At 62.6% G+C, this 26,021-nt stretch carries 22 protein-coding genes and 1 tRNA gene; 14 read left to right on the top strand and 9 right to left on the bottom strand.

The genetic code is table 11. The annotated features are described in order from the left end of the window. Positions 1–33 precede the first annotated feature (33 nt). Together AC1DZU_RS08540 and mutY are read right to left on the bottom strand one after the other, a co-directional pair. A complete protein-coding gene (locus tag AC1DZU_RS08540; protein WP_477283624.1) occupies positions 34–645 on the bottom strand; it encodes an HAD family hydrolase in 612 nt (203 codons plus the stop codon). Then, on the bottom strand, positions 638–1,768 hold the full coding sequence (gene mutY, locus AC1DZU_RS08535) for an A/G-specific adenine glycosylase (protein ID WP_477283622.1): 1,131 nt from the start codon (positions 1,766–1,768) through the stop codon (positions 638–640). Before mutY ends, AC1DZU_RS08540 begins: the two co-directional genes overlap by 8 nt. Before the next feature lie 48 nt (positions 1,769–1,816). Here mutY and AC1DZU_RS08530 point away from each other — a divergent pair, with 48 nt between their 5' ends. The 3 genes from AC1DZU_RS08530 to smc all read left to right on the top strand — a co-directional run bounded on the left by AC1DZU_RS08530 (position 1,817) and on the right by smc (position 6,779). Next, on the top strand, positions 1,817–2,317 hold the full coding sequence (locus AC1DZU_RS08530) for a DUF721 domain-containing protein (protein WP_095091954.1): 501 nt from the start codon (positions 1,817–1,819) through the stop codon (positions 2,315–2,317). Between the two features lie 142 nt (positions 2,318–2,459). Next, the gene (locus AC1DZU_RS08525; RefSeq protein WP_095091955.1) at positions 2,460–3,203 is read left to right on the top strand and encodes a DsbA family protein; all 744 of its coding nucleotides are present in this window, start codon (positions 2,460–2,462) and stop codon (positions 3,201–3,203) included. Positions 3,204–3,320: 117 nt separating this feature from the next. Continuing rightward, positions 3,321–6,779: a chromosome segregation protein SMC gene (gene smc / locus AC1DZU_RS08520; protein WP_477283619.1), complete on the top strand. Its 3,459-nt coding sequence runs from the start codon at positions 3,321–3,323 to the stop codon at positions 6,777–6,779. A 110-nt stretch (positions 6,780–6,889) separates the two neighbouring features. On the opposite strand, the gene AC1DZU_RS08515 is transcribed toward smc, so the two are convergent. From AC1DZU_RS08515 to AC1DZU_RS08500, 4 genes are all read right to left on the bottom strand, one after another. Further along, positions 6,890–8,980 carry an O-antigen ligase family protein gene (locus tag AC1DZU_RS08515; protein ID WP_477283617.1) on the bottom strand — a complete coding sequence of 697 codons (2,091 nt, stop codon included), beginning with the start codon at positions 8,978–8,980 and terminating at the stop codon, positions 6,890–6,892. Positions 8,981–9,443: 463 nt separating this feature from the next. Further along, positions 9,444–10,124 (bottom strand): Crp/Fnr family transcriptional regulator, encoded by a 681-nt coding sequence (locus AC1DZU_RS08510; RefSeq protein WP_477283615.1) that lies wholly within the window; start codon positions 10,122–10,124, stop codon positions 9,444–9,446. A gap of 200 nt (positions 10,125–10,324) precedes the next feature. Then, positions 10,325–10,399: transfer RNA gene (locus tag AC1DZU_RS08505), tRNA-Gln, on the bottom strand. Between the two features lie 127 nt (positions 10,400–10,526). After that, entirely contained in the window at positions 10,527–10,871 is a 345-nt protein-coding gene (locus AC1DZU_RS08500; RefSeq protein ID WP_477283613.1) for a VOC family protein, read from the bottom strand. A gap of 223 nt (positions 10,872–11,094) precedes the next feature. Between AC1DZU_RS08500 and ppdK the strand changes: the two genes are divergently transcribed. From ppdK to AC1DZU_RS08485, 3 genes are all read left to right on the top strand, one after another. Continuing rightward, positions 11,095–13,779 (top strand): pyruvate, phosphate dikinase, encoded by a 2,685-nt coding sequence (gene ppdK / locus AC1DZU_RS08495; RefSeq protein ID WP_477283611.1) that lies wholly within the window; start codon positions 11,095–11,097, stop codon positions 13,777–13,779. A 266-nt stretch (positions 13,780–14,045) separates the two neighbouring features. Next, positions 14,046–15,149, top strand: coding sequence for a glycosyltransferase family 9 protein (locus AC1DZU_RS08490; RefSeq protein WP_477283609.1), 1,104 nt, complete (start codon positions 14,046–14,048; stop codon positions 15,147–15,149). Between the two features lie 171 nt (positions 15,150–15,320). After that, the gene (locus AC1DZU_RS08485) at positions 15,321–16,061 is read left to right on the top strand and encodes a polysaccharide deacetylase family protein (protein WP_477283607.1); all 741 of its coding nucleotides are present in this window, start codon (positions 15,321–15,323) and stop codon (positions 16,059–16,061) included. A 67-nt stretch (positions 16,062–16,128) separates the two neighbouring features. On the opposite strand, the gene AC1DZU_RS08480 is transcribed toward AC1DZU_RS08485, so the two are convergent. Together AC1DZU_RS08480 and AC1DZU_RS08475 are read right to left on the bottom strand one after the other, a co-directional pair. Continuing rightward, positions 16,129–16,518 (bottom strand): DUF427 domain-containing protein, encoded by a 390-nt coding sequence (locus AC1DZU_RS08480; RefSeq protein WP_477283605.1) that lies wholly within the window; start codon positions 16,516–16,518, stop codon positions 16,129–16,131. A gap of 138 nt (positions 16,519–16,656) precedes the next feature. After that, a complete protein-coding gene (locus tag AC1DZU_RS08475; protein WP_457154218.1) occupies positions 16,657–17,013 on the bottom strand; it encodes a hypothetical protein in 357 nt (118 codons plus the stop codon). Between the two features lie 190 nt (positions 17,014–17,203). Here AC1DZU_RS08475 and AC1DZU_RS08470 point away from each other — a divergent pair, with 190 nt between their 5' ends. Both AC1DZU_RS08470 and AC1DZU_RS08465 read left to right on the top strand, forming a co-directional pair. Beyond that, positions 17,204–18,832: a fatty-acid--CoA ligase gene (locus AC1DZU_RS08470; RefSeq protein WP_477283602.1), complete on the top strand. Its 1,629-nt coding sequence runs from the start codon at positions 17,204–17,206 to the stop codon at positions 18,830–18,832. 156 nt (positions 18,833–18,988) lie between these two features. Beyond that, positions 18,989–19,774 (top strand): DUF1499 domain-containing protein, encoded by a 786-nt coding sequence (locus AC1DZU_RS08465; RefSeq protein ID WP_477283600.1) that lies wholly within the window; start codon positions 18,989–18,991, stop codon positions 19,772–19,774. 4 nt (positions 19,775–19,778) lie between these two features. On the opposite strand, the gene AC1DZU_RS08460 is transcribed toward AC1DZU_RS08465, so the two are convergent. After that, positions 19,779–20,687, bottom strand: coding sequence for an MBL fold metallo-hydrolase (locus tag AC1DZU_RS08460; protein WP_477283598.1), 909 nt, complete (start codon positions 20,685–20,687; stop codon positions 19,779–19,781). 124 nt (positions 20,688–20,811) lie between these two features. Between AC1DZU_RS08460 and AC1DZU_RS08455 the strand changes: the two genes are divergently transcribed. From AC1DZU_RS08455 to rfbD, 6 genes are all read left to right on the top strand, one after another. Continuing rightward, positions 20,812–21,402, top strand: coding sequence for a biotin transporter BioY (locus AC1DZU_RS08455; protein WP_477283596.1), 591 nt, complete (start codon positions 20,812–20,814; stop codon positions 21,400–21,402). Between the two features lie 37 nt (positions 21,403–21,439). Continuing rightward, on the top strand, positions 21,440–22,465 hold the full coding sequence (locus tag AC1DZU_RS08450) for an NAD-dependent epimerase (protein WP_477283594.1): 1,026 nt from the start codon (positions 21,440–21,442) through the stop codon (positions 22,463–22,465). A gap of 133 nt (positions 22,466–22,598) precedes the next feature. Then, on the top strand, positions 22,599–23,480 hold the full coding sequence (gene rfbA / locus AC1DZU_RS08445) for a glucose-1-phosphate thymidylyltransferase RfbA (RefSeq protein WP_477283592.1): 882 nt from the start codon (positions 22,599–22,601) through the stop codon (positions 23,478–23,480). Then, on the top strand, positions 23,481–24,035 hold the full coding sequence (gene rfbC, locus AC1DZU_RS08440; protein WP_477283590.1) for a dTDP-4-dehydrorhamnose 3,5-epimerase: 555 nt from the start codon (positions 23,481–23,483) through the stop codon (positions 24,033–24,035). A 22-nt stretch (positions 24,036–24,057) separates the two neighbouring features. After that, a complete protein-coding gene (rfbB, locus tag AC1DZU_RS08435) occupies positions 24,058–25,128 on the top strand; it encodes a dTDP-glucose 4,6-dehydratase (RefSeq protein ID WP_477283588.1) in 1,071 nt (356 codons plus the stop codon). Continuing rightward, the gene (rfbD, locus tag AC1DZU_RS08430) at positions 25,125–26,006 is read left to right on the top strand and encodes a dTDP-4-dehydrorhamnose reductase (RefSeq protein ID WP_477283586.1); all 882 of its coding nucleotides are present in this window, start codon (positions 25,125–25,127) and stop codon (positions 26,004–26,006) included. The genes rfbB and rfbD overlap by 4 nt, the downstream gene beginning before the upstream one ends. The last annotated feature ends 15 nt before the right edge of the window (positions 26,007–26,021 follow it).

The raw sequence follows: 26,021 nt of genomic DNA, 5'->3' as shown, positions 1-26,021 counted from the left end.
AAGGTATCAACGGATCGCCGGAAGCGATTCAAATCACGCCATGATTCCGAGGCGCTCAAGGTCTGCCTGAAGCGTCTTGGCACCGGTGAACAGCACCGCTTGCCAGCCGGCCGCCTTGGCGCCGTCGACGTTCTTCTGGCTGTCGTCGATGAACAGCGTGGCCGATGGCTCGAGCCCGAACGCGGCGACGTGATGATCGTAGATGCCGCGGTCCGGCTTGATCATCCCGACTTCGCCGGAGATGGTGACGCCGCGCGGCCGTTCGAGAAAATCGAAGCGTTTGCGCGCCTCGGCCAGTGTGTCGGTGGCGAAATTTGTCAGCATGGTCACGTCGTGGCCGCTCTCGATAAGGCCGACCATGATGGCGACACTGTCGTCATAGGCGTGCGGCACCATGTCGTGCCAGTAGCGACGAAAATTGCGGATGTTTTCCGCGTGATCGGGATGCTCCGCAATCAGCAGCGCCTCGGCCTCTTGCCATGTCCGGCCGCGATCCTGCTCGATGTTCCAGTCATGCGTGCAGACATTGTCGAAGAACCACTTTCTCTCTTCGGCATCCGGAATGAGGCGGCTGAACGGAATATTCGGATCGTAGTGGATCAGCACCCTGCCGATGTCGAAAACGATGTGGCGGATTTCAGTCATGGGGCCTCTTTGCACTGTGTGGCGACGGTTTTTTCGTCGCGCCGGGTATCGCAGCCTCGATTGCCTTTTTCATGACAGTGGGCAGTGCTTCGCCTGAAATGTCCGAAGGCAGCGACCAGAAATGGCCAGCCGGCGTCTCGCCGTTCGTATGGGCGAGGAAAACGTCGAGCTCGAGCGCGAAATGGGTGAAGACATGGGCGATCCGCCCCGTGGGCTTCCAGTTGCCGGGAAAGGGTGCCGCCGCTTGCGTGGTGGCGCCGTCTATCCGCGCTGTCCAGGCGGTCGTCGGCACTTCGGTCATGCCGCCAAGCAGGCCTTTCTCCGCCCGTTTGCGCAGCAGAATGGCACCGTCGCCCCGCACGGCGACGAAGGCCGCACCGCGCCGCAGCGGCTTGTCGGCCTTGGGCAGCCGCACCGGGAAATGTTCGGGGTCACCTGAAACGACCGCGCTGCAATCTTCGCGCAGCGGGCACAGCATGCAGCGCGGCCGGCGTGGCGTGCAGATCGTGGCGCCGAGATCCATCATCGCCTGGGCGAAATCGCCCGGCCTTGTCCCTGGCACCATGCGCTCGACATGAGCACGTATCTCGGCCTTGGCTTCGCTCAGCGGTGTTGTGATCGAAAACAGCCGGGAGATGACGCGTTCGACATTGCCGTCGACGACGGCGGCTGGGCGGTCGAAGGCGATCGCGGTGATCGCCGCCGATGTATAGGCGCCGATGCCGGGCAGTTCCCTGAGGCCGGCTTCCGTGTCGGGAAACCGGCCGCCGCGCTGAGCCACGAGATCGGCACAGGCCTTGAGATTGCGCGCGCGGGAATAGTAGCCGAGCCCGGCCCAGGCCTTCATCACATCCTCGGTCGGTGCCGCGGCAAGCGCCCCGACATCAGGCCACTTTTCGACAAATACGCGAAAATAGGCCTTCACCGCCTCAACGGTGGTTTGTTGCAGCATGACTTCGGACAGCCAGATGCGGTAGGGATCGGGCCTCGCGCCGCGCGCATGCTCACGCGGCGTGATGCGCCACGGCAACTCGCGATGATGCACATCGTACCAGCCGAGCAGGCGGGACGCGATGTCGCCGAATGGGGATGCGGTCTTGCGGGTCTGATCTGCTGGTGCCATTGATCGGGAATTGGCCTTGGCCGATGCTGGTGAGGCTGGAGAACGTACATGGCAGGGAGAACGCCCTACGGCAATCCCGTCCCGGTCAGCGATCTTGCGACCAAAATCCTCGACCCGGTTCTGCGCAAGCGGGCCGGCATTTCGATCGGCCTCGTCCAGTCATGGGAAGAGATCGCCGGGCCACGCCTTGCCAGCCGCTCGCGTCCCGAAAAAATCCAGTGGCCGCGTCGCATGCATGAAGACGATCCGTTCGAGCCGGCGGTGCTGGTCATCGCCTGCGAAGGCATGGCGGCGCTGCATCTGCAGCACGAGACCGGCGAGATCATCAACCGGGTCAACGCCTTCCTCGGTTTCACCGCCATCAGTCGGATCAGGATCCTGCAGAAGCCGGTGACGGCGGACCAGGGAAAGCGCAAACCGACCTTCAGGCCGCTGACCGCGGCCGAGAAGACGAAACTGTCCTCGACCGTCGGCCTGGTCGACGATGATGGGCTGCGCGCCTCGCTGGAAAGGCTTGGCGCCACCATTCTGGGCGAAAGGAAGTCATAGATTTGTCGTCAATATCTCGCATTCGTGATCGCCCCTGTCAGGTTTGGCGATTGGATTGGGGATGGAGATGCCTTAATTCGCGCCAACTCTCGCCTTTTCGTGCCTTTGCATTGCAAAATCCAACTCTTGTCAGGTGATTCGTATGAACCGTCCCCCGTTTGGCCAAAGCTTGTCTCGCAGAAACGTCCTGACTTCGCTGGCCGCCATTCCGGCGGTCGCCCTGCTCGCCGCCTGCAGCGACTCTGATGAGCAAGCCAAGGCGGCGGATGTAAAGCCCGCGGATCCGGCCGCGCCTGCGAAGCCGGCCACGCCGGCCGCCGCGACTGCACCGGAAGCCCAGGGCACCGTGGATATGGCCGAACTGCTGAAGCCGGGTGCGCTGCCCGACAAGCAGCTTGGCAAGGACGACGCCAAGGTCACCATCGTCGAATACGCCTCGATGACCTGCCCGCATTGCGCGCATTTCGCCGAGACCACCTTTCCGGACCTGAAGACCAAATACATCGACACCGGCAAGGCCCGCTACATCCTGCGCGAATTCCCGTTCGATCCGAGCGCTGAAGCCGGATTCATGCTGGCGCGCTGCGCCAAGGACAACTATTTCCCGATGGTGGATGTGCTGTTCAGGCAGCAGGCGAACTGGGTTGGAGTGCCCAATACCAAGGATGCGCTGCTGCAAATCTCCAAGCTCGCCGGTTTTACACAGGAGTCCTTCGAGGCCTGCTTGACGGACCAGAAACTTCTGGACGATGTGAGATCGGTCCAGAAGCGCGGCGCCAATGAATTCAAGGTCGACTCGACACCGACCTTCTTCATCAACGGTAAGACCTACAAGGGGGCGATGTCGATTGCGGAAATGTCGGCCATCATCGACCCTCTGCTCTGACGCTCAGGCAGCATCGAAGCGGCCGCGCCCGGCGCCGGTCGCCCATTTGCCTTGGCGTGGATTCTCCCCGCAAAACCGCGGCACACTTTTGCTGAATCCGCTTAGTGGGCGGCGCGAATGAAGTTTTCGCGCCTTCGCCTCCTTGGTTTCAAGTCCTTCGTCGAGCCCGGCGAGTTCGTCATCGAACGCGGCCTGACGGGCATTGTCGGGCCGAATGGCTGCGGCAAGTCGAACCTGGTCGAGGCGCTGCGCTGGGTGATGGGCGAAAGCTCCTACAAGAACATGCGCGCGTCCGGCATGGACGACGTCATCTTTTCCGGCTCGGTCACGCGCCCGGCTCGCAACACCGCCGAAGTCACGCTTTTCCTCGACAACAGCGACCGCTCGGCGCCCGCCGCCTTCAACGATGCCGACGAGTTGCAGGTGTCGCGCCGGATCGAACGCGAGGCGGGCTCGCTCTATCGCATCAACGGCAAGGAAGCGCGCGCCAAGGATGTCCAGCTCCTGTTCGCCGACCAGTCGACCGGCGCGCGCTCGCCATCGATGGTCGGGCAGGGCCGCATCGGCGAACTGATCCAGGCCAAGCCGCAGGCGCGCCGCGCCTTGCTCGAAGAGGCTGCCGGCATTTCCGGCCTGCACACCCGTCGCCACGAGGCCGAGTTGCGGCTGAAGGCGGCCGAGCAGAACCTGGAGCGCCTGGACGACGTCCTCGGCGAGCTGGAAAGCCAGATCGAAAGCCTGAAGCGCCAGGCGCGCCAGGCATCGCGCTTCAAGAACCTGTCGGCCGATATCCGCAAGGCGGAAGCGACGCTGCTGCATCTGCGCTGGACACTGGCCAAGACACAGGAAGGCGAGGCGCGCTCGGCGCTGGCTGTTGCCACCGCGCTGGTCGGTGACCGCGCCGCAGCCCAGATGGCCGCCGCTAGGGAGCAAGGCATTGGCGCCCACCGCTTGCCGGAGCTGCGCGACGCCGAGGCCGCCGCTGCCGCCGCCTTCCAGCGCCTGTCGATCGCCAGGTCTCAGATCGAGGAGGAAGCCGGCCGCATCCGCGCCCGTCAGGGCGAACTCGAGCGCCGGCTGCAGCAGCTCGACGGCGACATTGCGCGCGAGGAGCGCATGGTCCGCGACAATGCGGATATTCTTGAGCGACTTCGCACCGAAGAAGCCGCGCTCAATTCCGAAAATGCCGGTGCCGCCGAGCGCGAGGCCAGCACCCGCGCGGCTTTCGAACAGGCGGCATTGACGCTTGCGGCAAGCGAAGCCAGACTCGCCGCGCTGACCGCCGAGCGGGCCGAGGCTGCCGCCTCGCGCAACCAGATCGAACGGACGCTGCGCGACACCGCCGAGCGCCGCGACCGTTTCGGCCGTCAGCTTGCCGATGTCGACCGCGAACTGTCGGATATCCTCTCCAAGGTCGCCGGCCTGCCGGATCCGGCCGAGAAGCGTATGCTGGTCGAACAGGCGATGGCGCTGCTGGAAGAGGCCGAGGCTGCCGTGGCGCAGGCCGAGCAGTCGGTCATCGATGCCCGCGCCAGCGAAAGCGCTGCCCGGCCGCCGCTGCAGGATGCCAGGGCCGAGTTGGCACGCATCGAGACCGAAGCGCGCACGCTGGCCAAGATCCTGAATGCCGCCAGCGGCGATCTGTTCCCGGCCGTGCTGGAGCAGATCAGCGTCGAGCGTGGCTTCGAGACGGCGCTGGGTGCGGCCCTTGGCGAAGATCTCGACGTCCCGCTCGACCGCAGCGCACCGGTGCATTGGGGCGAAAGCGAGATCCAGCCCGGCGACGCGGCTCTGCCTGAAGGCGTCAGGAGCCTTGCCAGCGTGGTTCACGCGCCGGCACAGCTTGCCCGCCGGCTGGCGCAGATCGGTATCGTTGCATCAGGCGATGGCCGCCGGCTGCAGGCGCTTCTTGCTCCCGGCCAGCGGCTGGTCAGCCGCGAGGGCGCGCTCTGGCGCTGGGACGGCTTTACGGCCAGTGCCGATGCGCCCACCGCGGCCGCGCAAAGGCTGGCGCAGAAGAACCGGCTGGCCGAACTCGATGCCGAAGCGGTGCAGGCGACGCTCGTCTTGCGCCAGGCCGAGGAGGCACTGGCCCAGGCCGAACAGGCGCTTCACCTGGCGAGCGAGACCGAGCGCAACGCGCGCCAGGCCGGGCGTGACACCCAGCATCGGCTGGACGCCGCCCGCAATGCGCTGGCCGAGGCTGAAAAGGCCGGCGGCGAATTGGCGAGCCGTCGCGCGGCCCTGGATGAAGCGCGCGCCCGCATCGTCGACAGCCACGAAGAGACCTCGGCGGCCTTCGCCGAGGCCGAAATGCTGCTGCAGGACGCGCCCGATCTCGGCGATTTGCAATTGCAGCTTGAACAGTCCGCGGCCAATGTCGCCCGCGATCGCGCCACGCTTGCCGATGCGCGTGCCGTGCATGAGGGGCTGCGCCGCGAAGCCGAGGCGCGCGCGCGCCGGCTCGATGCCATTGGCGCCGAGCGCAGCAACTGGCTGGAGCGGGCCGAAAACGCCTCGACGCAGATCGCATCGCTTGGCGAACGTAAGGCGGAGGCTGAGGCCGAACGCGAGCGACTGGCCGATGCGCCCGATGAAATCGACGCCAAGAGGCGCGCCTTGCTGTCACAGCTGACCGAGGCCGAGACCTTGCGCAAGGCGGCCGCCGACCGTCTGCAGGAGGCGGAAAACCGGCAATCCGAAATGGACAAGGCGGCCACCGGCGCCATCCAGTCGCTGGCCGAGGCGCGCGAGACCCGTGTCCGCGCCGAAGAGCGGCTGACGGCGGCCGACGAACGCCGGCTGGAGGTCGAGGCGCGCATCCAGGAAACGCTGAACACGCCGCCGCATCTGGTCATCCGCCACACCGGCCTGGAGGCCGACAGCCCGATGCCGGAAATGGCCGAGATCGAGCGCCAGCTCGATCGGCTGAAGATCGAGCGCGAACGGCTCGGCGCCGTCAATCTGCGTGCCGAGGAAGAGCAGAAGGAGCTTTCCGACCGGCTGGAGACGATCGTGTCGGAACGCGAAGACATCATCGAGGCGATCCGCAAGCTCCGGCAAGCGATCCAGAGCCTGAACCGCGAAGGCCGCGAGCGGTTGCTTGCCGCCTTCGACGTGGTCAACAGCCATTTCCAGCGGCTGTTCTCGCATCTGTTCGGTGGCGGCACGGCGGAATTGCAGCTGATCGAATCCGACGATCCGCTCGAGGCCGGGCTTGAAATCCTGGCCCGCCCGCCCGGCAAGAAGCCGCAGACCATGACGCTGCTGTCTGGTGGCGAGCAGGCGTTGACGGCGATGTCGCTGATCTTTGCCGTGTTCCTGACCAATCCGGCGCCGATCTGCGTGCTCGACGAAGTCGACGCACCGCTCGACGATCACAATGTCGAGCGTTTCTGCAATCTGATGGACGAGATGGCCGCCACCACCGAGACGCGTTTCGTCATCATCACCCACAACCCGATCACCATGGCGCGCATGAACCGGCTGTTCGGCGTCACGATGGCCGAGCAGGGTGTCAGCCAGCTCGTCTCGGTCGACCTGCAGGCCGCCGAAGCGATGCGCGAAGCAAGCTGAGCCGCCGCGCGACGCGCGTCGCGTTGAAACGGATTCATGCGCCGCGCTTTAAATCTTTGTTTTTATGCATGTCGTTGCCCCAAGCCGGGGCCGTTTTTGGGCGACATGCATTAAAAATAGGTTCTCGGCTCGACAAGGTTCTTCTGCTGGCGAAGATAGAAACAATAGAAGCCGAATGCGGCAGCGAGCCACATGAAGGCCTCGCCGATCGCCAGCCGGTTGTTCGAATTGCTGAGGACGGTGAGGGCGAAGAAGACCAGCGTTGAGGTGTAGCAGGACCATACGGCCGGAGCGACAAGCTTGGCCCGCATGGCCAGCAGGACCTGCCTGGACGACCAGGCGTAGAGAAAGCCGAAGAACGCCAGCCCGACCACGCCGTAGCGCACGGCTATCTCCAGATAGCCGTTGTGGAAGACGTTGAAGATCATGGGGTGGTAGGTTCTGTTCTGCCATTCGGTGAGCCAGCTGGAACTGGCTCCGAAGATCGGGTGGCGTTTCCAGACCTCGATTGCATCGGCCCACAGCATCAGCCGTTCCCTGGCCGCAACCGGAACCGTATTGCTCGCGATGGCGCGGTCGAAGGCCGGGAGGACGCCATGGCTGAGGGCATCCGAAACCAGGTTCTTGACGAAGATCATGGTGTCGCCGGCGGTGGACCAGAAGATGTTGTGCATGGCGACAACGCCAGCTGCCACGATCGCCAGCACGCCGCCTCCGATCATCAGCTCGCGGCGATGGCCTCTCGCCAGCGTCATGACCGCCAGCAGGAGCAGGACGAGCGCGAGCGCAAGCCAGACGCCCTTTGACCGCAGCGCAATGATGTTGGCGAAGGCAAACAGCAGGACGGCGGTCGACAGTGCCCAGTGCAGGCTCCTGGTTACCTTGTTCAGGTCCGTTCTTTGGGCCGTGTATGCCATGAATTGCAGCGTGCAAAGGAAGATGAAACCAGCCGCCACCGAGGCGTGAATGGGATTGTTGAAAAGCCACGGCTCCGGTCTGGTTCCGTGAAGGATGTCCGAATAGCCGGTGTCCGCCGCCAGGAAGACAAGACTGAGGATCATGAACCAGAGGACGAGCTGCCCAGGCCGCCTGACAAACAGCAACAGCGCGAAGCCGGTCGTCGCATAAAACAGCGGAAACAGGTAGATGCCTTCGGCGGCACCCAACTGGTGGGTGCCGAAATAGACGATCGCCAGTCGGATGAAGACATAGAGCGACCAACCCAGGCAGAGACCGCCGACCCATCCGATCAGCGGCTTGCTGTAGGTCCACAGGTCCCGCCTGAACCAGCGGATGGCCGCGACTGCGGCGAGTGCCATCCCCGCGAAGCGGTAAGTGTCAGCTTCGCGCCAGACCGCGGATAGCATGGCGAGAATGGCGAATGTCGCAAGGACCAGAAGCACGGTGTAGCGCGGCGCGTCGGCCCTGGCATAATCCGGAATTTCGCGCGGCAGGGGCGGCCGCAGCAGGACGTGATGCAGGCGGCTCAGCAGGTCCTTGGCCCGGAACGCCCCGGCGCTCAGCCGGCGCGGCCAGGGCAACCGCGCGAATTTGTAGCTGCCCGAGGGGCCGGCTATGCCGGAGATCGCGCTGCTCCTGGCGAAGCCTAGCACGTTCTTGCGGACCGAATAGACCTTCAGGCCGGTATCCCAAAATCGTTCGATGGCGACGTCCCACGGCATTTTCATCACCGCGAGCGCCGACAGGAGCCCCTGCGCGCCCTCCCGCGTCACCAGATAGGCGGCGGCAGAGCCTTGCGGGCCATGCAGCGCGCGACCAATCTCGTCGCCCTCCGTCGTCTCGACGGCGCGCAGGAACAGGCTGATGCGGTGGTTGGTCAGCTTGATGACGTCGAAATCCGGCACCGCGGCGATGATGGCCTCGATGCGCCGTGTGGTGTCTTCGCTGAAGAGGATGTCGTCCTCGACAATCAGGCCATAGGCGCCGCCACCGGCCAGGAACGTTTCCAGCGCATGGATGTGGCTGCGGTAACAGGCATACTCGCCGGGCAGAATGTCGCGCCCGCTCAACTTGCGCGCGGTTGGAAGATCGATCTCCGTCCAGTCCGCCTTGGCAAGCGCGCGGCCGTCGATGGCCGCAATGCGCTGCAAGGTCAGGCCGGCCGCTTCGGCGCTGGCGAGCAATTCGCTCCAGCGACCGGTCTCGCGATCGAGGTTGATGGCGAAGATGGGAAGGTTCATTGAAGTTCCATTTTGACCGCCACCCGTCTTGGTGGAATCTTCGATGACCTTGTATGGAAAAGAGGGAGATGTTCAAGGCTATACTGTTGAGGCCATGTGCATGCTTTCGAACGGCCAGCTTGAAGAGATCGTCCGAGTTCGCGTGCGCCATCAGATGGCCGCCACGCACCATGGTCGCCGAAAGGCGGTGCTGGGTGGCGGACGATGCACAAGCCCTCCGTGCATGACCATGAAATACGGGGGCCGGCGCGTCCGCTTGCGGGGGGGTGCGGAACGGACGCGCCGACGTTACCAACAACGCCGAGCCATCTTTCTGACTCGCACGACCGCGGTCGGTACGCCGGCAGTCATGCCGTTGCCTCGCCGAGATGGTCCTAGGTTGTAGGTCCGGTCCGGAGGGTGGGACCGCCGCGAAAACATAACATCCGCGCAGGTGACTTGGCTGTTCCACACAGAACAGTCCTCAACGGTCCCTGTCCCTTAGGTGAGGATTGTCGTGCAGGACCACATTCAGGAGGGAGTTATGAACCTCCAGATTTCCATTGTAATGGATGAACCCGAGCTTGCGGAACTTGTTCATGAACGTGCTAACGCGCGACCTGGTGGTGCCGACCATCTCCGCGAGCGTCTCCTGGCTTATCTTCGGGATGACAGGCTGAGGGTTCCCCTCCCTGCCAAAGTTTGCCATCAGAAGGAGCAACCTCGCCAGACGCTTCTCACTCGAATTGAAAAGCTGGTCTACCAGGTCCTCTTCGACGCGGGCGTTCCTCGCCAGCAAATAGGACATGAACATCTCTGAGAACTTCGGCTCCTCCAGGAGCACCCGCGTGATTGATGCTTTATCAAGCCGCGTAATGACGCTGTCCAACATCGCGGAAACTGTAGCCAACCGCAGCGGCTGGCCGGACAAGCAGCCTTCGCCGAAGAAGTCCCCGCTCTCGTGGAGAGCGACGATCGCTTCCTTGCCCTGCTCCGATACGATGCAGACTTTGACCTTGCCCTTCTGGATGTAGAAGACGGAATCCGCCGGGTCGCCCTGCGAATAGACAGTCTCATTCTTGCGATACGTCGCCACAGTCCTTCCGCCGTCGACCGTATTGAGGAAGACGTTCACGTTGAATGGGCGCTTGTCGGTCCTTGCCACGACAGGTCTCAACTTCGGTAAGGCGATATTTTAGCGCAGGTCGCGCGTCCGGAAAATCACCTGGATTAATGACGGAAGCCCGCTTCGGCGACCGTCATGCCACACGTGTGAACTGGTCCTGGTCATTGGCCAGACAGATCATAAATCGCTGCGGCCCTATCCGAGAGATGATGATGTTCCAGCATGGACCCGGAAAAATATGGCTGGGGCGCCAGGATTCGAACCTGGGAATGTCGGTACCAAAAACCGATGCCTTACCACTTGGCGACGCCCCAATTGCCGTCAGAGTCGCTTGTGCGGCGCGTTCTTAGCAGAGCAGCCGAAAAGCACAATCCTTATGAGCGACGATGGGAACGCCCAAAATGGGCAGGCAACGCGGTGCTGCCAGATGACATGCGGTGGCTATTCAGACCACACCGCCATCTCGTTTCCGGCCGGATCGACAAAGTGAAAGCGCCGGCCGCCGGGGAACGGAAAGATCGGCTTGACGATCGTGCCACCGGCACTTTCGACGGCGTCGAGTGTCGCTTCCATATCCTTGCTGTAGAGCACGGGCAGCGGCTTGGCGGGCGCTTCCGCGGCGTCTGCCTGGAACCCTCCGTCCAGCCCCTCGGCAAAGGCTGAGTAGGTCGGTCCATAGTCGGTGAACGACCAGGCAAAGGCAGCGCTGTAGAAAGCCTTGAGCCGGTTCAGCGTTCCGCCGGTCGCCGGCATTTCCAGATAATCGAGTTTTCCGTGTAGTTTCATGGCGCACCTTTGTTCCTGTTATGTTCTAATCCAAAAGCTCCGGAATAGCAAGTCTTTTTGCCGCATCCTTGGACAGAGCTTTTGCTTAATCGATTGTAGCGGCCGGACAACTTTGCCGACGCCTTGCGTTTCGCACTGCAGCATCATATCGCTCGACAGTCGGACACGGCGGAACTTTCCGTTTCGCCAATCTTTCCAATCTCCTGCAACCGGAGAGCAAAGCATGACCAAATGGGTTTTCACCTTTGGCGATGGTGCGGCGGAAGGCCGTGCCGGCGATAGGAATCTGCTGGGTGGCAAGGGCGCCAATCTGGCCGAGATGTGCAGCCTGGGCCTGCCGGTGCCGCCCGGGTTCACCATCACCACCGAGGTCTGCAACGCTTACTACGCCAATGGCCGCACCTATCCATCAGGGTTGGAAACGGATGTCGCGGTCGCGCTCGATCACATCGGACGGCTGACCGGCCGCCGGTTCGGAGATCCGTCGAAACTGCTGCTGGTCTCGGTGCGTTCGGGTGCCCGCGCCTCGATGCCCGGCATGATGGATACCGTGCTCAATCTCGGGCTGAACGACGAGACGGTCGAGGCGCTGGCCGCCGATTCGGGCGACGCGCGCTTTGCCTATGACAGCTACCGCCGCTTCATCCAGATGTATTCCGATGTCGTGATGGGCCTCGACCATGAGGTGTTCGAGGAAATCCTCGAAGACCAGAAGGGCGGGCTCGGCTATGAGCTCGACACCGAACTGACGGCTCTCGAATGGCAAGGCGTCATTGCGCTCTACAAGGCCAAGGTCGAGGAAGAACTCGGCAAGCCGTTTCCGCAGGATCCACATGAGCAGCTGTGGGGCGCCATCGGCGCCGTGTTTTCGAGCTGGATGAACAACCGCGCCATCACTTACCGGCGCCTGCACGACATCCCCGAAAGCTGGGGCACGGCGGTCAACGTCCAGGCCATGGTGTTCGGCAATATGGGCGAAACCTCGGCCACCGGCGTTGCCTTCACCCGCAATCCGTCGACCGGCGAAAAGATGCTCTATGGCGAGTTCCTGGTCAACGCGCAGGGCGAGGACGTCGTTGCCGGCATCCGCACGCCGCAGAACATCACCGAGGCGGCGCGCATTGCCGCCGGATCGGACAAGCCGTCCTTGCAGAAGCTGATGCCGGACGCGTTCCAATCCTTCGTCACCATCTCCGATAGTCTGGAGAAGCACTATCGCGACATGCAGGACCTCGAATTCACCATCGAGCGCGGCAAGTTGTGGATGCTGCAGACCCGCTCCGGCAAGCGCACCGCCAAGGCTGCGTTGAAGATCGCCGTCGAAATGGCAAGGGACAAGCTGATTACCAGGGAAGAGGCGGTCGCCCGCATCGATCCGGCCTCGCTCGACCAGCTGCTGCACCCGACCATCGATCCCAAGGCAGCGCGCGACGTCATCGGCGTCGGGCTGCCGGCCTCTCCCGGTGCCGCCACCGGCGAGATCGTCTTCTCCTCTGCTGACGCCGAAGAGTTGAAGACGCAAGGCCGCAAGGCGATCCTGGTGCGCATCGAAACCAGTCCTGAAGACATTCACGGCATGCATGCGGCCGAAGGCATCCTGACTACGCGCGGCGGCATGACCAGCCATGCCGCGGTCGTCGCCCGCGGCATGGGCAAACCCTGTGTGTCTGGCGCAGGCTCACTGCGCGTCGACTACAAGGCCGGCACGCTGATGGCGATGGGGGCGACCTTCCGCAAGGGCGACATTGTCACCATCGACGGCGGCAATGGCCAGGTGCTGAAGGGTGCCGTGCCGATGCTGCAGCCGGAACTGTCCGGCGATTTCGCCGCCATCATGGAGTGGGCGGACGCGGTTCGCCGCATGAAGGTGCGCACCAATGCCGAAACGCCGCTCGATGCGCGCATGGCGCGTTCCTTCGGCGCCGAAGGTATTGGGCTTTGCCGCACCGAGCACATGTTCTTCGATGGCGACCGCATCATTGCCATGCGCGAGATGATCCTGGCCGACACCGAGAAGGACCGGCGCACGGCACTCGCCAAGCTGCTGCCGATGCAGCGCTCGGATTTCCTCGAACTGTTCGAGATCATGGCCGGCCTGCCGGTGACGATCCGCCTGCTCGATCCGCCGTTGCACGAATTCCTGCCGAAGACCGAGGAGGAGGTGGCCGAGGTTGCCGCCGCCATGAAGGTGTCGCCCGAGAAGCTCCGCCAGCGCACCGACGCGCTGCATGAATTCAACCCGATGCTCGGCCATCGCGGCTGCCGGCTTGCGGTTTCGTACCCCGAGATCGCGGAGATGCAGGCGCGCGCCATTTTCGAGGCCGCCGTCGAGGCGGGCAAGAAGGCCGGCGCACTTGTCGTTCCCGAAATCATGGTGCCGCTGGTCGGCCTGGTGAAGGAACTCGACTACGTCAAGGCGCGCATCGATGCCGTCGCCAAAAGCGTCATGGAGGAAACCGGCGTCAAGATCGACTATCTCACGGGCACGATGATTGAACTCCCCCGCGCGGCGATCCGCGCCCATGTCATCGCCGCTACGGCCGAATTCTTCTCCTTCGGTACCAATGACCTGACCCAGACCACATTCGGCATCTCGCGCGACGATGCGGCCTCGTTCCTGGAGACCTACCGCCAGAAAGGCATCATCGATCAGGATCCGTTCGTCTCCCTCGACATCGACGGGGTTGGCGAACTGGTGCGCATGGCTGCCGAAAAGGGCAGGGCGACACGGCCCGACATCAAGCTCGGCATCTGTGGTGAACATGGCGGCGATCCGGCCTCGATTCGGTTTTGCGAAGAGGTTGGCCTTGACTACGTGTCCTGCTCGCCCTATCGCGTGCCGATTGCGAGGTTAGCGGCCGCGCAGGCGGCGGTGCTGGTTGCGAAAGCAATTCCCGGAAAAGTGTGAAGCAGTTTCCGTCCCGAATTGCGTCAAAGCAAAGAGCTGGAGCAATTCCAGGAAAAGTGTGATACGCTTTTGCTTCCGGAATTGCGTCAAAGCAAAGGGTTAGAGATTCGCCGTTTCCGTGAACGGTGAATTGCTCTAAGGCCGACCGCGGATAGGATCCATCCGGTCGAGCTTACCGTTTTGTAAAGCAATTCACACGAACGTGCTGACGGCATTGCGTAATCATTGCGTAATTTCGACATCCCGCCAATTGTCCTGGGAAACAGATGTTGCAGACTGCACCCGCGCCGATTCGCTCGATCCTGGTCATTCAAACGAAGTACATTGGAGATCTCGTTCTCGCCTCGGTACTCTCAGAAAACCTGCGGCTCGAATTCCCCGATGCCAGGCTGGTGTTTCTGTGCGACGCTCGCTTCGCGAGCTTCGTAGTCGCCCATGACATTGCCTCCGAGGTGGTCACGTTCAAGCGTGCCCACCTGCGCGGCACCCCCCTGCAGCGCGGCAAAGAGCTTTACGCCGTCGTGCGGGCGCTGCGCCGTTTCCATTTCGACATGACGATCGACCTGACCGATTCAAAGACGTCACGCATGCTCACCGGGCTGGTCAATGCAAAGACCCGTGTCGGCTACAATCCCACCGAGAGGCCATTGCGTCTGCTGGAGCGGCAGCCCGCCAACGTGTTTGCCAAACCATTTGGCTTTGGTGGAGAACATTTCGTCTACCGCTATCTTTCGCCGCTCCAGGCGCTTGGCGTCGGTCTCCATGTGACGGTTCCAAACCTCCAACCGCTCCCGCCCGAGACGTCAAATGCGTTGGCGCTGCTGGGCAAGCATCATCTTCATCCAAACGCTTTCATCGCCGTGCACGCCGGCGCAAGCTTTGAAGGGCGACGTTGGCAGCCGGAGCGGTTTGCTGAGGCGATTGGCGAGATTGCCGGCGAAACCGGTTTGGACGTCGTTCTGGTGGGCGGTCCGGACGAGCGGGAGATTGCCGAACGCATCGTCGCCAGGACAGCGTCGCCCGTCGTCAATCTCGTTGGAGCGCTGTCGCTTGAGACGTTGCTGGCGTTGCTGAAACAGGCCCGGCTGTTTCTCGGCAATGAGAGCGGCCCGATGCACATGGCGGCTGCAGCCGGAATCCCGGTTGTCGGGCTGTTCGGCTTGACGCCGCCGTCGCAGTGGGGTCCCGTCGGCGTGCCCAATATCGCGCTTCAACCGCCTATGCCTTGCGACTGCGTGGCCAGCGACCGTTGCGGCCGGCCGGATTTCGGCAGGGCCTACTGCGTCTGGCGACTTGAGGTCAAACCAGTCGTCGATGCGGTGCGCGAACTCCTTTCGCGCACCGACGTGAAGCTCGAACGCGCCATCTGAGTTCATGCGCCGCGCGGACAACGGCCACCGCTGGTCGCGGAACAAGCCTCTCACACCGCGGACAGTCAAATTGTCGCGCCGGGCGCTTTTCTGCTATGCACCATCCCGATTTTCGCCTTCATGCGGGTCTTGGGATGCCTGCTTGAAAGCACCGGTCGGGAATTCGGTTTGATGCGCCTGCTGCAAAAAAATCTCTGCATGATCGCCTTGTCGTTGGCCGTGGTGTCCAGCGGCCATGCCGCGCCGCTCGTCGAGCCGACATTGCACATCAGGCCGGAGGCAAGCGGAGCCGGCCGCGTTGCGCTCACGCTCGATGCCTGCGGTGGACAGACTGACAACCGGATCCTTTCGGCGCTGGTCGAAAACAAGATACCCGCCACCATTTTCGTGACCGGCATCTGGCTGAAGCGAAACGCTGCCGCGGTCGAGATCATGCGGGCGCATCCGGACCTGTTCGAGCTGGAAAATCACGGCGGCCATCATATCCCGGCCGTCGACACGCCGCAAAAGATCTACGGCATCCGCAGCGCCGGCAGCCCCGACGCCGTGCTGGCCGAGGTCCAGTCGGGTGCCGCCGCCCTTGCCAAGACCGGCGAGCCGGCGCCGAAATGGTTTCGTGGCGCGACCGCCGAATACAGCCCGTCGGCAATCGCCATGATCCGCAAGCTTGGCTTCAAGATCGCGGGATTCTCGATAAACGGCGATGGTGGCTCATTGCTCGGCGCCAGGGAAACCGCGCGGCGCATCGCGGCGGCCAAGGACGGCGACGTCATTATCTCGCACATCAACCAGCCGACCCATGCGGCCGGCGAAGGCGTGGTGCAGGGGCTTCTGGCGCTCAAGGCCAAGGGCCTGACCTTCGTGCGGCTCGACGATGCCGACGGCTTCGGCAATCACGGCACCACGGACTAGGTGCGTTGATATTCGGGTGGTGCCGGCTACCTGACTCTCGATGCACCTGAGAGGCAAGTCGAAGTGCTCAGCCCGCTTTTGCTTCGATGCTGACCTTGCTGACGTAGAATGCGCCGTGGTCGCGGATTTCAGCCATTTCGTCGAAGGGCTGCTCGTAAGCCCACATCGCGTTCTGGCCGGTCTCGCCCGCAGGCAGCACGCTCCAATAGCTGGCATCACCCTTGTAGGGACAGTGGGTCGAATGTTCCGTGCTGCTGAGCTTGCCGAAATCGATGTCGGCGAACGGAATGTAGAAGGCTGCGGGATAGGGAGGTTCGGTCAGCACCTTGGCCTTCGTCGATGACGCTATCACCGTGTCTCCGACACGCACCGTAACGGTGCCGACATAAGGCTCGATGGTGATGACCTTGTCGGGATTGCGTTGGAACCCAGGTGCCGGGTTGACGATCTGATCCATGCGGGTTCTCCTTGCCTCGGCTTTAAGGTGTGTCGCGCAAATGCGTTGCGCAAGGCCTGCTGTCGCCACGCAAGTCACAAACCATTGGCCCAGGCCGGGTGCAGGCCCGATCACGGTTTCGAAGATTGCCTGAGATGGTCAGGCGGCGGTCTTGAACGCATCCATCAACCCGGCATAGGCGGCCGCGATACCGGCCACCGGGTTGCTGCTTCTCGATGTGGTCTCGACCTTCAGGGGGCCGCCACCGGTTGGCAAGGTGAGCAGCAGGAACTGGCGATTGCCACCGTCGCCGATGGATGCGGCTGCGACGTGCTGGCCTTCGCCTTCGTTCTGGACGCACATCTTGAACAGCAGTGTGCCGCCGACCGCTTCCAGGGCGCCGCCGACAACTTCAACAAATTCATCTTCGGAAACAGTCTTTGTATCAGGGCCCAGATCGGCCAGACTTTCGGCAAGCGTATTCTCAAGGGACTTGTCGTCGAGCTGCGCGTCCATGCGAACCTCTTTCAGTCGCCAATCGCCCCTTGCCCGTTAACGAACCTTAACGCCGACGATGGCCGGATTGTGGCGGTCTTGTCCGTCATGCCGATCAATGCTGGGCTTGCCGGTGCTGGTGGCTGGACAATCCGCCGGTTCGCTCCACAATGGCACGAAAAGCACGACGCAAAGCGCAGGGGAGGAACGAATGCTGGGACTGATGCAGGAATGGCCGCTGCTTTGCCACAAGCTCATCGACAATGCCGAGCGGCAGCATGGCGTGCGCGAGATCGTGTCGCGCTCGATCGAGGGGCCGATCGTGCGCACCAGCTATGCGGACATCCATCGCCGCGCCCTGAAGGTCGCCCAGAGGCTGGAACGCGACGGCTATCGCCTGGGCGACCGCATCGCCACACTCGCGTGGAACACGGCGCGCCACATCGAGGCCTGGTACGGCATCATGGGCATCGGCGCCATCTACCATACGCTCAATCCACGCCTGTTTCCCGAGCAGATCGTCTGGATCATGAACAATGCCGAGGACAAGGCTGTCTTCGTCGACCTGACCTTCGTGCCGTTGCTCGAAAAGATCGCCGGCGCCGTCAAGTCGCTGAAACAGGTGATCGTGCTGACCGACAAGGCGCACATGCCGCAGACGACCCTGCCGAATGTGGTTGCCTATGAAGAATGGCTTGACGAGGCGGATGGCGACTTCGCCTGGAAGACCTTCGACGAAGGCACGGCTGCCGGCATGTGCTACACGTCGGGGACCACGGGCGATCCGAAGGGCGTCGTCTACAGCCACCGCTCGAACGTGCTGCACGCCATGATCGCCGCCATGCCTGACGCCATGGGGCTGTCGGCACGCGATACGATCTTGCCGGTCGTGCCGATGTTCCACGCCAATGCCTGGGGCCTTGGCCAGAGCGGGCCGATGATCGGCGCCAAGCTGGTCATGCCCGGCTGCAAGATGGACGGCGCATCGATCTATGAGTTGCTCGACACCGAGAAGGTGACCTTCAGCGCTGCCGTGCCGACCGTCTGGATGATGCTGCTGCAGTATCTGGAGGAGACCGGCAAGAAGCTTCCGTACCTGAACAAGGTCGTCATCGGCGGCTCGTCCTGCCCGCGCGCGATCATGACCAAATTTCAGCAGAACTACGATGTCCAGGTCATCCACGCCTGGGGCATGACCGAAATGTCGCCGCTCGGCACACTGTGCACCTTGAAGCCGGACTATGCCGGTCTCCAGGGTGAAGCCCGGCTCGACGTCCAGCAGAAACAGGGCTACCCGCCCTTCGGCGTCGAAATGAAGGTGACCGACGACGACGACAACGCGCAGCCCTGGGATGGCAAGACATTTGGCCGCTTGAAGGTGCGTGGACCGGCCGTTGCCCGCGCCTACTATGGCGGTGTTGGCTCGGAGCAGTTCGACGGCGACGGCTGGTTCGACACCGGCGACGTCGCCCACATCGACGCCGGCGGCTACATGCAGATCACCGATCGCGCCAAGGACGTCATCAAGTCCGGCGGTGAATGGATTTCGACCATCGATCTCGAGAACCTGGCTGTCGGTCACCCCGATGTCGCCGAGGCAGCAGCCATTGGCGTCCATCATTCGAAGTGGGGCGAGCGGCCGTTGCTGGTCGTTGTTCGCAAGCCGGGGAAGGAACCGACCAAGGCTGACATTCTCGACTTCATGGATGGCAAGGTCGCCAAATGGTGGATGCCGGACGATGTCGCCTTCGTCGGCGAAATACCGCACACCGCCACCGGCAAGATCCAGAAGATCACCTTGCGTCAGCAATTCCGGGACTATCGCCTGCCGACGGATTGACGGGAATGTTGCGTCTTTCGGCTTCAAGCCGCCAGCAAAAGGTTCTAAGGCAATTCCGGGAATTGCGTCAAAACAAAGAGATAGAGCGGTTTATCGTTTCCGTGAAACGACGAACCGCTCTAAGTCTCCGTCCGGGTTGGGGTGGTGCGGCAATCGATGGCAAGTATTCCTGAACGGCAGACCTCGAAGGCGGCCGGATGGTCGCGACGCACGGCCGCCTTTTCGGCGGTGCTGCTGCTGACCGCTTTCGTCGGCCATCGCTTCGACCTCGTCGAAACGCCTGTCTTCCTGTGGGTGATGGGGATTGTGGCGCTGCTGGCGGCCTTGGCGCTGTTGTTTGCCGGGTTTGCCTTTTCGCGGCTGTGGAACTTCGGCGACCTTGGTGGTCGTGACCTGACAGTCGGCGCCTTGCTGGCGCTGCTGGTGCTCGCGCCCTATGGCGTTGCCGCCTACTGGGCGACGATCTATCCGCCGCTCAGGGATATCTCGACGGATTTCGACAATCCACCCGCGCTCGACGTGAGCGACCGGACCAAAGACATGAATGTGCTCTCCCCATCCACGTCTGGCGAACAGCGGCTGCAGACCGAGAGCTATCCGCTGGTCAGCGCACGCAGCTACGACCTGCCGTTCGACACCGTCGTGGATGCCGTCGAGACCGTGCTCGACCGGCGTGATTGGGACCTTTCCGAACCCTATCCAGACCTCAGAGGGCAAACCGAGGTGACGATTACCGCGGTGGCCAAGGGCTTTGTCGTCGGTCTTCCCGCCGACGTCGCGATCCGCGTGACCGATGACGGGGACTCGATCATCGTCGACATGCGGTCGGCCTCTCGCTACGGCCGCTACGACCTCGGCGACAATGCCGCGCGCATCGTCGATTTCCTCGCTGAACTCGACCAGGAAGTCGCCGGCCAGGTGGGTGCTGCTCCGGCCGAATGAAGGCCTATCTGGCCGGCGTGAAATTGCCGTCAATGGCTGGTGCTGCGTCTGTCACGACCAGACCGCGTTCCACCAGGTCCTCGAGATGGGCAAGCACCGACAATCCGGCAGCGCCATGCAGCCGCGGGTCGGTATCGCGATAGATCGCCTTGACCATGTCCACGATCGTCCGGTCGCCGGCTCTGACCCGCTCCAGTATGGCGCGCTCGCGCATCTTGCGATGCGTCTTCAACCCTCGCATGAAACCACGTGGTGCGGTCACCGGCCCGCCATGTCCCGGCAGCAGCAGGCGGTCCCCGCGTTCGATCAACCGGTCTAGCGAAGCCATATAGTCGGCCATCGCCCCATCCGGCGGCGCGACGATCGACGTCGCCCATGCCATGACATGATCGGCCGAAAACAGGATCCCGGTTCCTTCCAGCGCGAATGTCGCGTGATTGGCGGTGTGGCCCGGGGTCAAAATCGTCCTGATCGACCAGCCGTCGCCGTCGACCACATTGTCGTCGGGCAATGCGATATCGGGAACGAAGGCAATGTCGGCGCTGGCGTCGAGCGCATTGGTCTCACCGATATGCAAGGGTCTTGCAGGGCGATGCGGTCCTTCTGCCAGCACGGCGGCGCCAGTGCGCTCTTTCAGCCGGGCCGCCAGCGGGGAATGGTCGCGGTGCGTGTGGCTGACGAAGATATGGCTGACCGGCCGGCCTGCGATCACATCGAGCAGGGTTTGCAGATGCGCCTCGTCGTCCGGCCCAGGATCGATCACCGCCAGCGTATCGCGGCCAACGATGTAGCTGTTGGTGCCGTGAAAGGTGAAGGGGCTTGGATTGCGGGCCGTGATGCGCTGGATATCCGGCGCGACGCTCTCCGCCTTGCCATAGGCGGGATCGAAGCCGGTTTCGAATTTGAGAGCCATGGCAGGTGCATCGATGCCTTGTTTGAGGAGACGGCAAAACCGATTGCCGCATAACACACAAGCCAATATAGGAGAACGCGAGGCCGCGAATATGAGATAGCGGCAATCGGATTGGGGAAATACGATGGCAATTGCAACAACGATGCGTCCGCTTGTGTCTCTGGCTTTGCCGCAAGAGGGCGCGGCGCGGCTGGCAACACAGCTTTTCCTGGCGATCGCCGGAACGCTGCTGCTGACCCTGTCGGCCAAGACCAAGGTGATGCTCGGACCGGTCGACATTTCGATGCAGACGCTGGCCGTGCTGCTGATCGCCGCCGCCTTCGGCATGCGTCTGGGCGTCGCCACCTTGCTGCTCTACATGGCAGAGGGCGCGATGGGCTTTCCGGTCTTCCAGAGCACCCCGGAAAAGGGTATCGGCATTGCCTACATGCTCGGCTCGACCGGCGGCTATCTCTTGGGCTTCGTGGTCATGGCGGCGATTGTCGGCTGGGCCGCCGATCGGGGCTGGGACCGTCATCCGGTCAAGCTTTTCAACGCGATGCTGGTTGCCGAAGTCGTCATGATGGCCATTGGCTTTGCCTGGCTGGCGCTGCTCATCGGTCCCGAAAAGTCGTGGCAGTTCGGCGTCGTGCCGTTCATCGTCGGCGATTTGATCAAGGTTGCCCTGGCGGCAAGCCTGGTGCCGGCCGTGTGGTCGCTGCTGAAGCGCTCCTGAACCCCGGGAGCGATCGAGGACTGGACGGGCGCTTCTGATGAAGGTCCTGGTCACCGGCGCCGCCGGCTTTATCGGCTATCACGTATCGAAGCGCCTGCTGGAGCGCGGCGACGAGGTTGTCGGCATCGACAGCGTCAACAGCTACTACGATCCGCAGATCAAGGAAGCGAGGCTGAGGCTCCTGGAGGAAATGAGCCGCAAGACCAATGCGGGCTATCATTTCATCCGCGGCAATCTCGCCGACAAAGGCGTGGTCGATGGCTGCTTTGCCGACCACGCGTTTGACCGAGTGATCCATCTCGCCGCCCAGGCCGGGGTTCGCTACAGCCTGGAAAACCCGCACGCCTATGTCGAAAGCAACATCATCGCCTACACCAATATGCTCGAGGCCTGCCGCAGCAGTGCCGTTGCGCATTTGACCTATGCCAGCACCTCGAGTGTCTACGGCGCCAACACTGACATGCCGTTTTCCGAGCATCGGCCGGCCGATCATCCGCTGCAGTTCTACGCCGCGACCAAGCGCGCCAATGAGCTGATGGCGCATAGCTACAGCCATTTGTTCGGGTTGCCGACGACCGGGCTTCGCTTCTTTACGGTGTATGGTCCCTGGGGGCGTCCGGACATGGCGCTTTTCCTATTCACCAGAAGCATTCTTGCCGGCGAGCCGATCAAGCTGTTCAACAACGGCAACCACACGCGCGACTTCACCTATGTCGATGACATCGCCGAAGGCGTCGTCCGGGCCAGCGATAGCCCGGCTGTCGGCAACGCTGCCTGGGACTCCGGCCATCCGGATCCGGCCACCAGCAGCGCCCCCTGGCGCATCTTCAACATAGGCAACAGCAAACCGGTGAAGCTCACCGCCTATGTCGAGGCACTGGAAAACGCACTTGGCAGGAAAGCCACCATCGAACTGCTGCCGCTGCAGGCCGGCGATGTGCCCGATACCTATGCCGACACATCGGCGCTGGAGCAGGCGGTCGGCTACCGCCCGGTGACGACGGTTGCCGATGGGGTAGGGCGGTTTGTGGACTGGTACCAGGCGTATTTTGGGCTGACCTAGCTGGGGGCGCGCTTGGCGCGCCATTGGTCCGGCTGTTTGTCGATCGCCGAGATTGACAAGCCATTGCGTGGAACCTAAGCACGAGCGCGGTTTACGTCAGGGCCGGGGGTTTAGGCATGTCAAGGAGAACTTCTTGAAAGGAATTATCCTTGCTGGAGGCAGCGGAACGCGGCTCTATCCGCTAACGTTGGCAGTCTCCAAGCAAATCCTCCCGATATACGACAAGCCGATGATCTATTATCCGCTGAGCGTTTTGATGCTCGCGGGTATCCGCGAGATTCTGATCATTTCAACGCCGCGTGATCTCCCGGTTTTCCGCGAGTTGCTTGGCGACGGATCAGAGTTCGGGCTTGATTTGTCCTACGCCGAGCAACCGCAACCCAACGGACTTGCGGAAGCCTTCATCATCGGCCGGAATTTCATCGGCAAGGACAGCGTGTCGATGATCCTCGGCGACAACATCTATTTCGGCGAAGGCCTGTCGCAGCTCTGCCGTGCAGCGGCATCGCGCGAGACGGGGGCTTCCGTGTTCGCCTATCATGTCGAAGATCCCCAGCGTTATGGTGTCGTTTCCTTCGACAAGGTCACCGGAACCGCCCTGACGATCGAAGAAAAGCCAGAGAACCCGAAATCCAACTGGGCCGTCACCGGCCTCTATTTCTATGACAACGATGTCGTTGACATTGCCCCGGCGATCCGGCCTTCGGCGCGTGGCGAACTTGAGATCACGGCGGTCAACAATGTCTATCTCGAGCGTGGCCAGTTGCATGTGCACCGATTGGGGCGTGGCTACGCCTGGCTCGACACCGGCACCCACGACAGCTTGCACGAAGCGTCTTCGTTCGTGCGCACGATCGAACATCGGCAGGGCATAAAGGTTGCCTGCCCGGAGGAAATCGCCTTCGAACAGGGCTGGCTGACGGCGGACGATGTCCTCCAGCGCGCGACACGCCTGGGAAAAAACGAGTATGCCGCCTATCTGCGCCGGCGCGTCGTCGAGCGGTTGGAGGAGTAAATGCTGGAGGTCAGGTCCCTTGGCATCGAAGGCGTGCTGGAAATCATTCCGAAACGACATGGCGATGCGCGTGGTTTCTTTGTCGAAACCTATCATGCCGAGCGCTTTTCGCAGGCCGGCATAGGCTTGAGTTTCGTACAGGACAATCACTCCTATTCCGCCGCGGCAGGCGTTCTGCGCGGGCTGCACTACCAGCTTGCGCCGCGAGCCCAGGACAAGCTGCTGCGTGTCGTGCGGGGTGCGCTGCTGGACGTGGCGGTTGACATTCGCCGCAGTTCGCCAACCTTCGGAAAATGGGTTGCGCTCGAAATTACCGCCGAAAAGGGCAATCAGATTCTGGTGCCGAAGGGCTTTGCGCATGGCTTCGTGACGCTCGTGCCGGATACCGAAGTCTTGTACAAGGTGACCGATACCTATTCGCCCGAGCACGACCGCTCGATCCGTTTCGACGATCCTGCCATCGGCATCGAATGGCCGTCATTGGCTGGCGGATTCCAGCTTTCGGACAAGGACCTCAAGGCGCCGGTGTTGGCCGCCGCCGAAGTGTTCGCCTGATGGGTTGCATGAGGACAGCAGCATGAATTTTCTAGTGACAGGCGGTGCCGGCTTCATCGGTTCGGCGGTGTGCCGGCATCTGTGCGCCAACCCGGCCTATCGCGTGACCAATCTCGACAAGCTTACCTACGCCGGCAATCTTGCCTCGCTGCGGCCGATCGAGAATGCCCACAATTACCGCTTCGCTCATGCCGATATCTGTGACGAGAGGGCGGTGCTCGACATTCTGCATCGGGACGAAATCGACATCGTCATGAACCTTGCTGCCGAAAGCCATGTCGACCGATCGATCGACGGACCCGGCGCCTTCATCGAGACCAACATCGTCGGCACCTATAAGGTGCTGAATGCTACGCTGGAGTATTGGCGCGGCCTTCCCGACGACAGGAAAAGCCGCTTCCGCTTCCATCATGTCTCGACCGACGAAGTGTTCGGCGACCTTCCTTTCGATGGCGGCCTGTTCGTCGAGGAAACGCCCTATGCGCCGTCTTCGCCCTATTCCGCTTCGAAGGCGGCGTCGGACCATCTGGTGCGGGCCTGGCACGAAACCTATGGTCTGCCGGTCGTGCTTTCAAATTGTTCGAACAATTACGGACCCTACCACTTTCCCGAGAAGCTGATCCCGCTGGTCATCCTCAATGCGCTCGACGAAAAAACGCTGCCGGTCTATGGCGCCGGCGCCAACGTGCGCGACTGGCTGTACGTCGAGGACCATGCGCGCGCGCTGGAGCTGGTTGCCACCAAGGGCACGCCAGGCGAGAGCTACAATGTCGGCGGCAATTCGGAGCGCACCAACCTCGGTGTCGTCGAGACGATCTGCGACCTGCTCGACATCAGGCGTCCTCGGGCCGGCGGCAAGAGCTATCGCGATCTGATCTCTTTCGTCACCGATCGTCCGGGCCATGACCGCCGCTATGCCATTGACGCCTCCAAGATCGGTCGCGAGCTTGGCTGGGCGCCGAAGGAGAATTTCGACAGTGGCCTGGCGAGAACCGTGGACTGGTTTCTCGAAAACAAATGGTGGTGGGGGCCGATCCGCGAAGAGCGCTATGCCGGTGAGCGATTGGGCGAAGCGCGCAAGGGGGCCGCGTGAGGCTCCTTGTCACCGGGCGCGAAGGCCAGGTCGCGTCAAGCCTTCTTGAGGCCGGCCAGAGGCACGCCGGCGTGGAAGTCATCGCCATTGGCCGTCCGGAGCTCGACCTGGCAAAGCCCGACACCGTCATCGACGCCATCGCGGCCGCGAAGCCGGATATTGTCGTGTCGGCTGCCGCATACACCGCCGTGGATCAGGCCGAGGATGAGCCCGATCTGGCATTTGCGGTGAACGCTGTCGGCGCCGGCAAGGTGGCCGAAGCCGCAGCGCGGCTTGACGTTCCCGTCATCCATCTTTCGACCGACTATGTCTTCGATGGTAGCGCGTCCGGTGCCTATGTCGAAACCGACGCAACCGCACCGCGCAGCGTCTACGGTGCCTCCAAGCTCGCAGGCGAACAGGCGGTGGCAGCCGCCAATCCACGCCATCTGATCCTGCGCACGGCATGGGTCTACAGCCCGTTCGGCAAGAATTTCGTCAAGACCATGCTGCGGCTTGCCGCCGACCGCGATGAGATTTCGGTGGTCGCCGATCAGTGGGGAAATCCCACCTCCGCGCTCGATATCGCCGACGCAGTCCTGCATGCAGCGGCGACGCTGCATGGCAACAAGAGCTTTGCTGCGTTCGGTGTCTATCATCTGGCCGGTACAGGCGAGGCCAACTGGAGCGGCTTTGCCCGCCACATCCTGGACACAAGCCGAGTGTCTGGTGGTCCTTGGGCGAGGGTGCGGGACATTGCTACGATGGACTACCCGACCAAGGCGCGACGCCCCGCCAATTCCCGGTTATCGAGCGCGAAATTCGCCTCCGTCTTTGGATGGAATGCGCCGGACTGGCGGCTATCGACTGAAGCGGTGGCGCGTCGTGTCCTGGTCTGAAAGACGGGATGGGCC

Source organism: Mesorhizobium sp. P2_A12 (genome assembly GCF_056405075.1).
Note: the sequence above shows the minus strand (reverse complement) of the source record. Positions and strands in the feature narration are given on the sequence as shown.

Excerpts from the sequence above, each read along its gene's own strand:
- AC1DZU_RS08540 (WP_477283624.1), bottom strand. The coding sequence starts at position 645 with ATGACTGAAATCCGCCACATCGTTTTCGACATCGGCAGGGTGCTGATC.
- AC1DZU_RS08500 (WP_477283613.1), bottom strand. The coding sequence starts at position 10,871 with ATGAAACTACACGGAAAACTCGATTATCTGGAAATGCCGGCGACCGGC.
- AC1DZU_RS08465 (WP_477283600.1), top strand. The coding sequence starts at position 18,989 with ATGGCAAGTATTCCTGAACGGCAGACCTCGAAGGCGGCCGGATGGTCG.
- AC1DZU_RS08530 (WP_095091954.1), top strand. The coding sequence starts at position 1,817 with ATGGCAGGGAGAACGCCCTACGGCAATCCCGTCCCGGTCAGCGATCTT.
- AC1DZU_RS08480 (WP_477283605.1), bottom strand. The coding sequence starts at position 16,518 with ATGGATCAGATCGTCAACCCGGCACCTGGGTTCCAACGCAATCCCGAC.
- AC1DZU_RS08475 (WP_457154218.1), bottom strand. The coding sequence starts at position 17,013 with ATGGACGCGCAGCTCGACGACAAGTCCCTTGAGAATACGCTTGCCGAA.
- AC1DZU_RS08450 (WP_477283594.1), top strand. The coding sequence starts at position 21,440 with ATGAAGGTCCTGGTCACCGGCGCCGCCGGCTTTATCGGCTATCACGTA.
- AC1DZU_RS08525 (WP_095091955.1), top strand. The coding sequence starts at position 2,460 with ATGAACCGTCCCCCGTTTGGCCAAAGCTTGTCTCGCAGAAACGTCCTG.
- AC1DZU_RS08490 (WP_477283609.1), top strand. The coding sequence starts at position 14,046 with ATGTTGCAGACTGCACCCGCGCCGATTCGCTCGATCCTGGTCATTCAA.
- smc (WP_477283619.1), top strand. The coding sequence starts at position 3,321 with ATGAAGTTTTCGCGCCTTCGCCTCCTTGGTTTCAAGTCCTTCGTCGAG.
- rfbB (WP_477283588.1), top strand. The coding sequence starts at position 24,058 with ATGAATTTTCTAGTGACAGGCGGTGCCGGCTTCATCGGTTCGGCGGTG.
- AC1DZU_RS08460 (WP_477283598.1), bottom strand. The coding sequence starts at position 20,687 with ATGGCTCTCAAATTCGAAACCGGCTTCGATCCCGCCTATGGCAAGGCG.
- AC1DZU_RS08470 (WP_477283602.1), top strand. The coding sequence starts at position 17,204 with ATGCTGGGACTGATGCAGGAATGGCCGCTGCTTTGCCACAAGCTCATC.
- AC1DZU_RS08515 (WP_477283617.1), bottom strand. The coding sequence starts at position 8,980 with ATGAACCTTCCCATCTTCGCCATCAACCTCGATCGCGAGACCGGTCGC.
- rfbC (WP_477283590.1), top strand. The coding sequence starts at position 23,481 with ATGCTGGAGGTCAGGTCCCTTGGCATCGAAGGCGTGCTGGAAATCATT.
- AC1DZU_RS08455 (WP_477283596.1), top strand. The coding sequence starts at position 20,812 with ATGGCAATTGCAACAACGATGCGTCCGCTTGTGTCTCTGGCTTTGCCG.
- mutY (WP_477283622.1), bottom strand. The coding sequence starts at position 1,768 with ATGGCACCAGCAGATCAGACCCGCAAGACCGCATCCCCATTCGGCGAC.
- AC1DZU_RS08485 (WP_477283607.1), top strand. The coding sequence starts at position 15,321 with ATGCGCCTGCTGCAAAAAAATCTCTGCATGATCGCCTTGTCGTTGGCC.
- ppdK (WP_477283611.1), top strand. The coding sequence starts at position 11,095 with ATGACCAAATGGGTTTTCACCTTTGGCGATGGTGCGGCGGAAGGCCGT.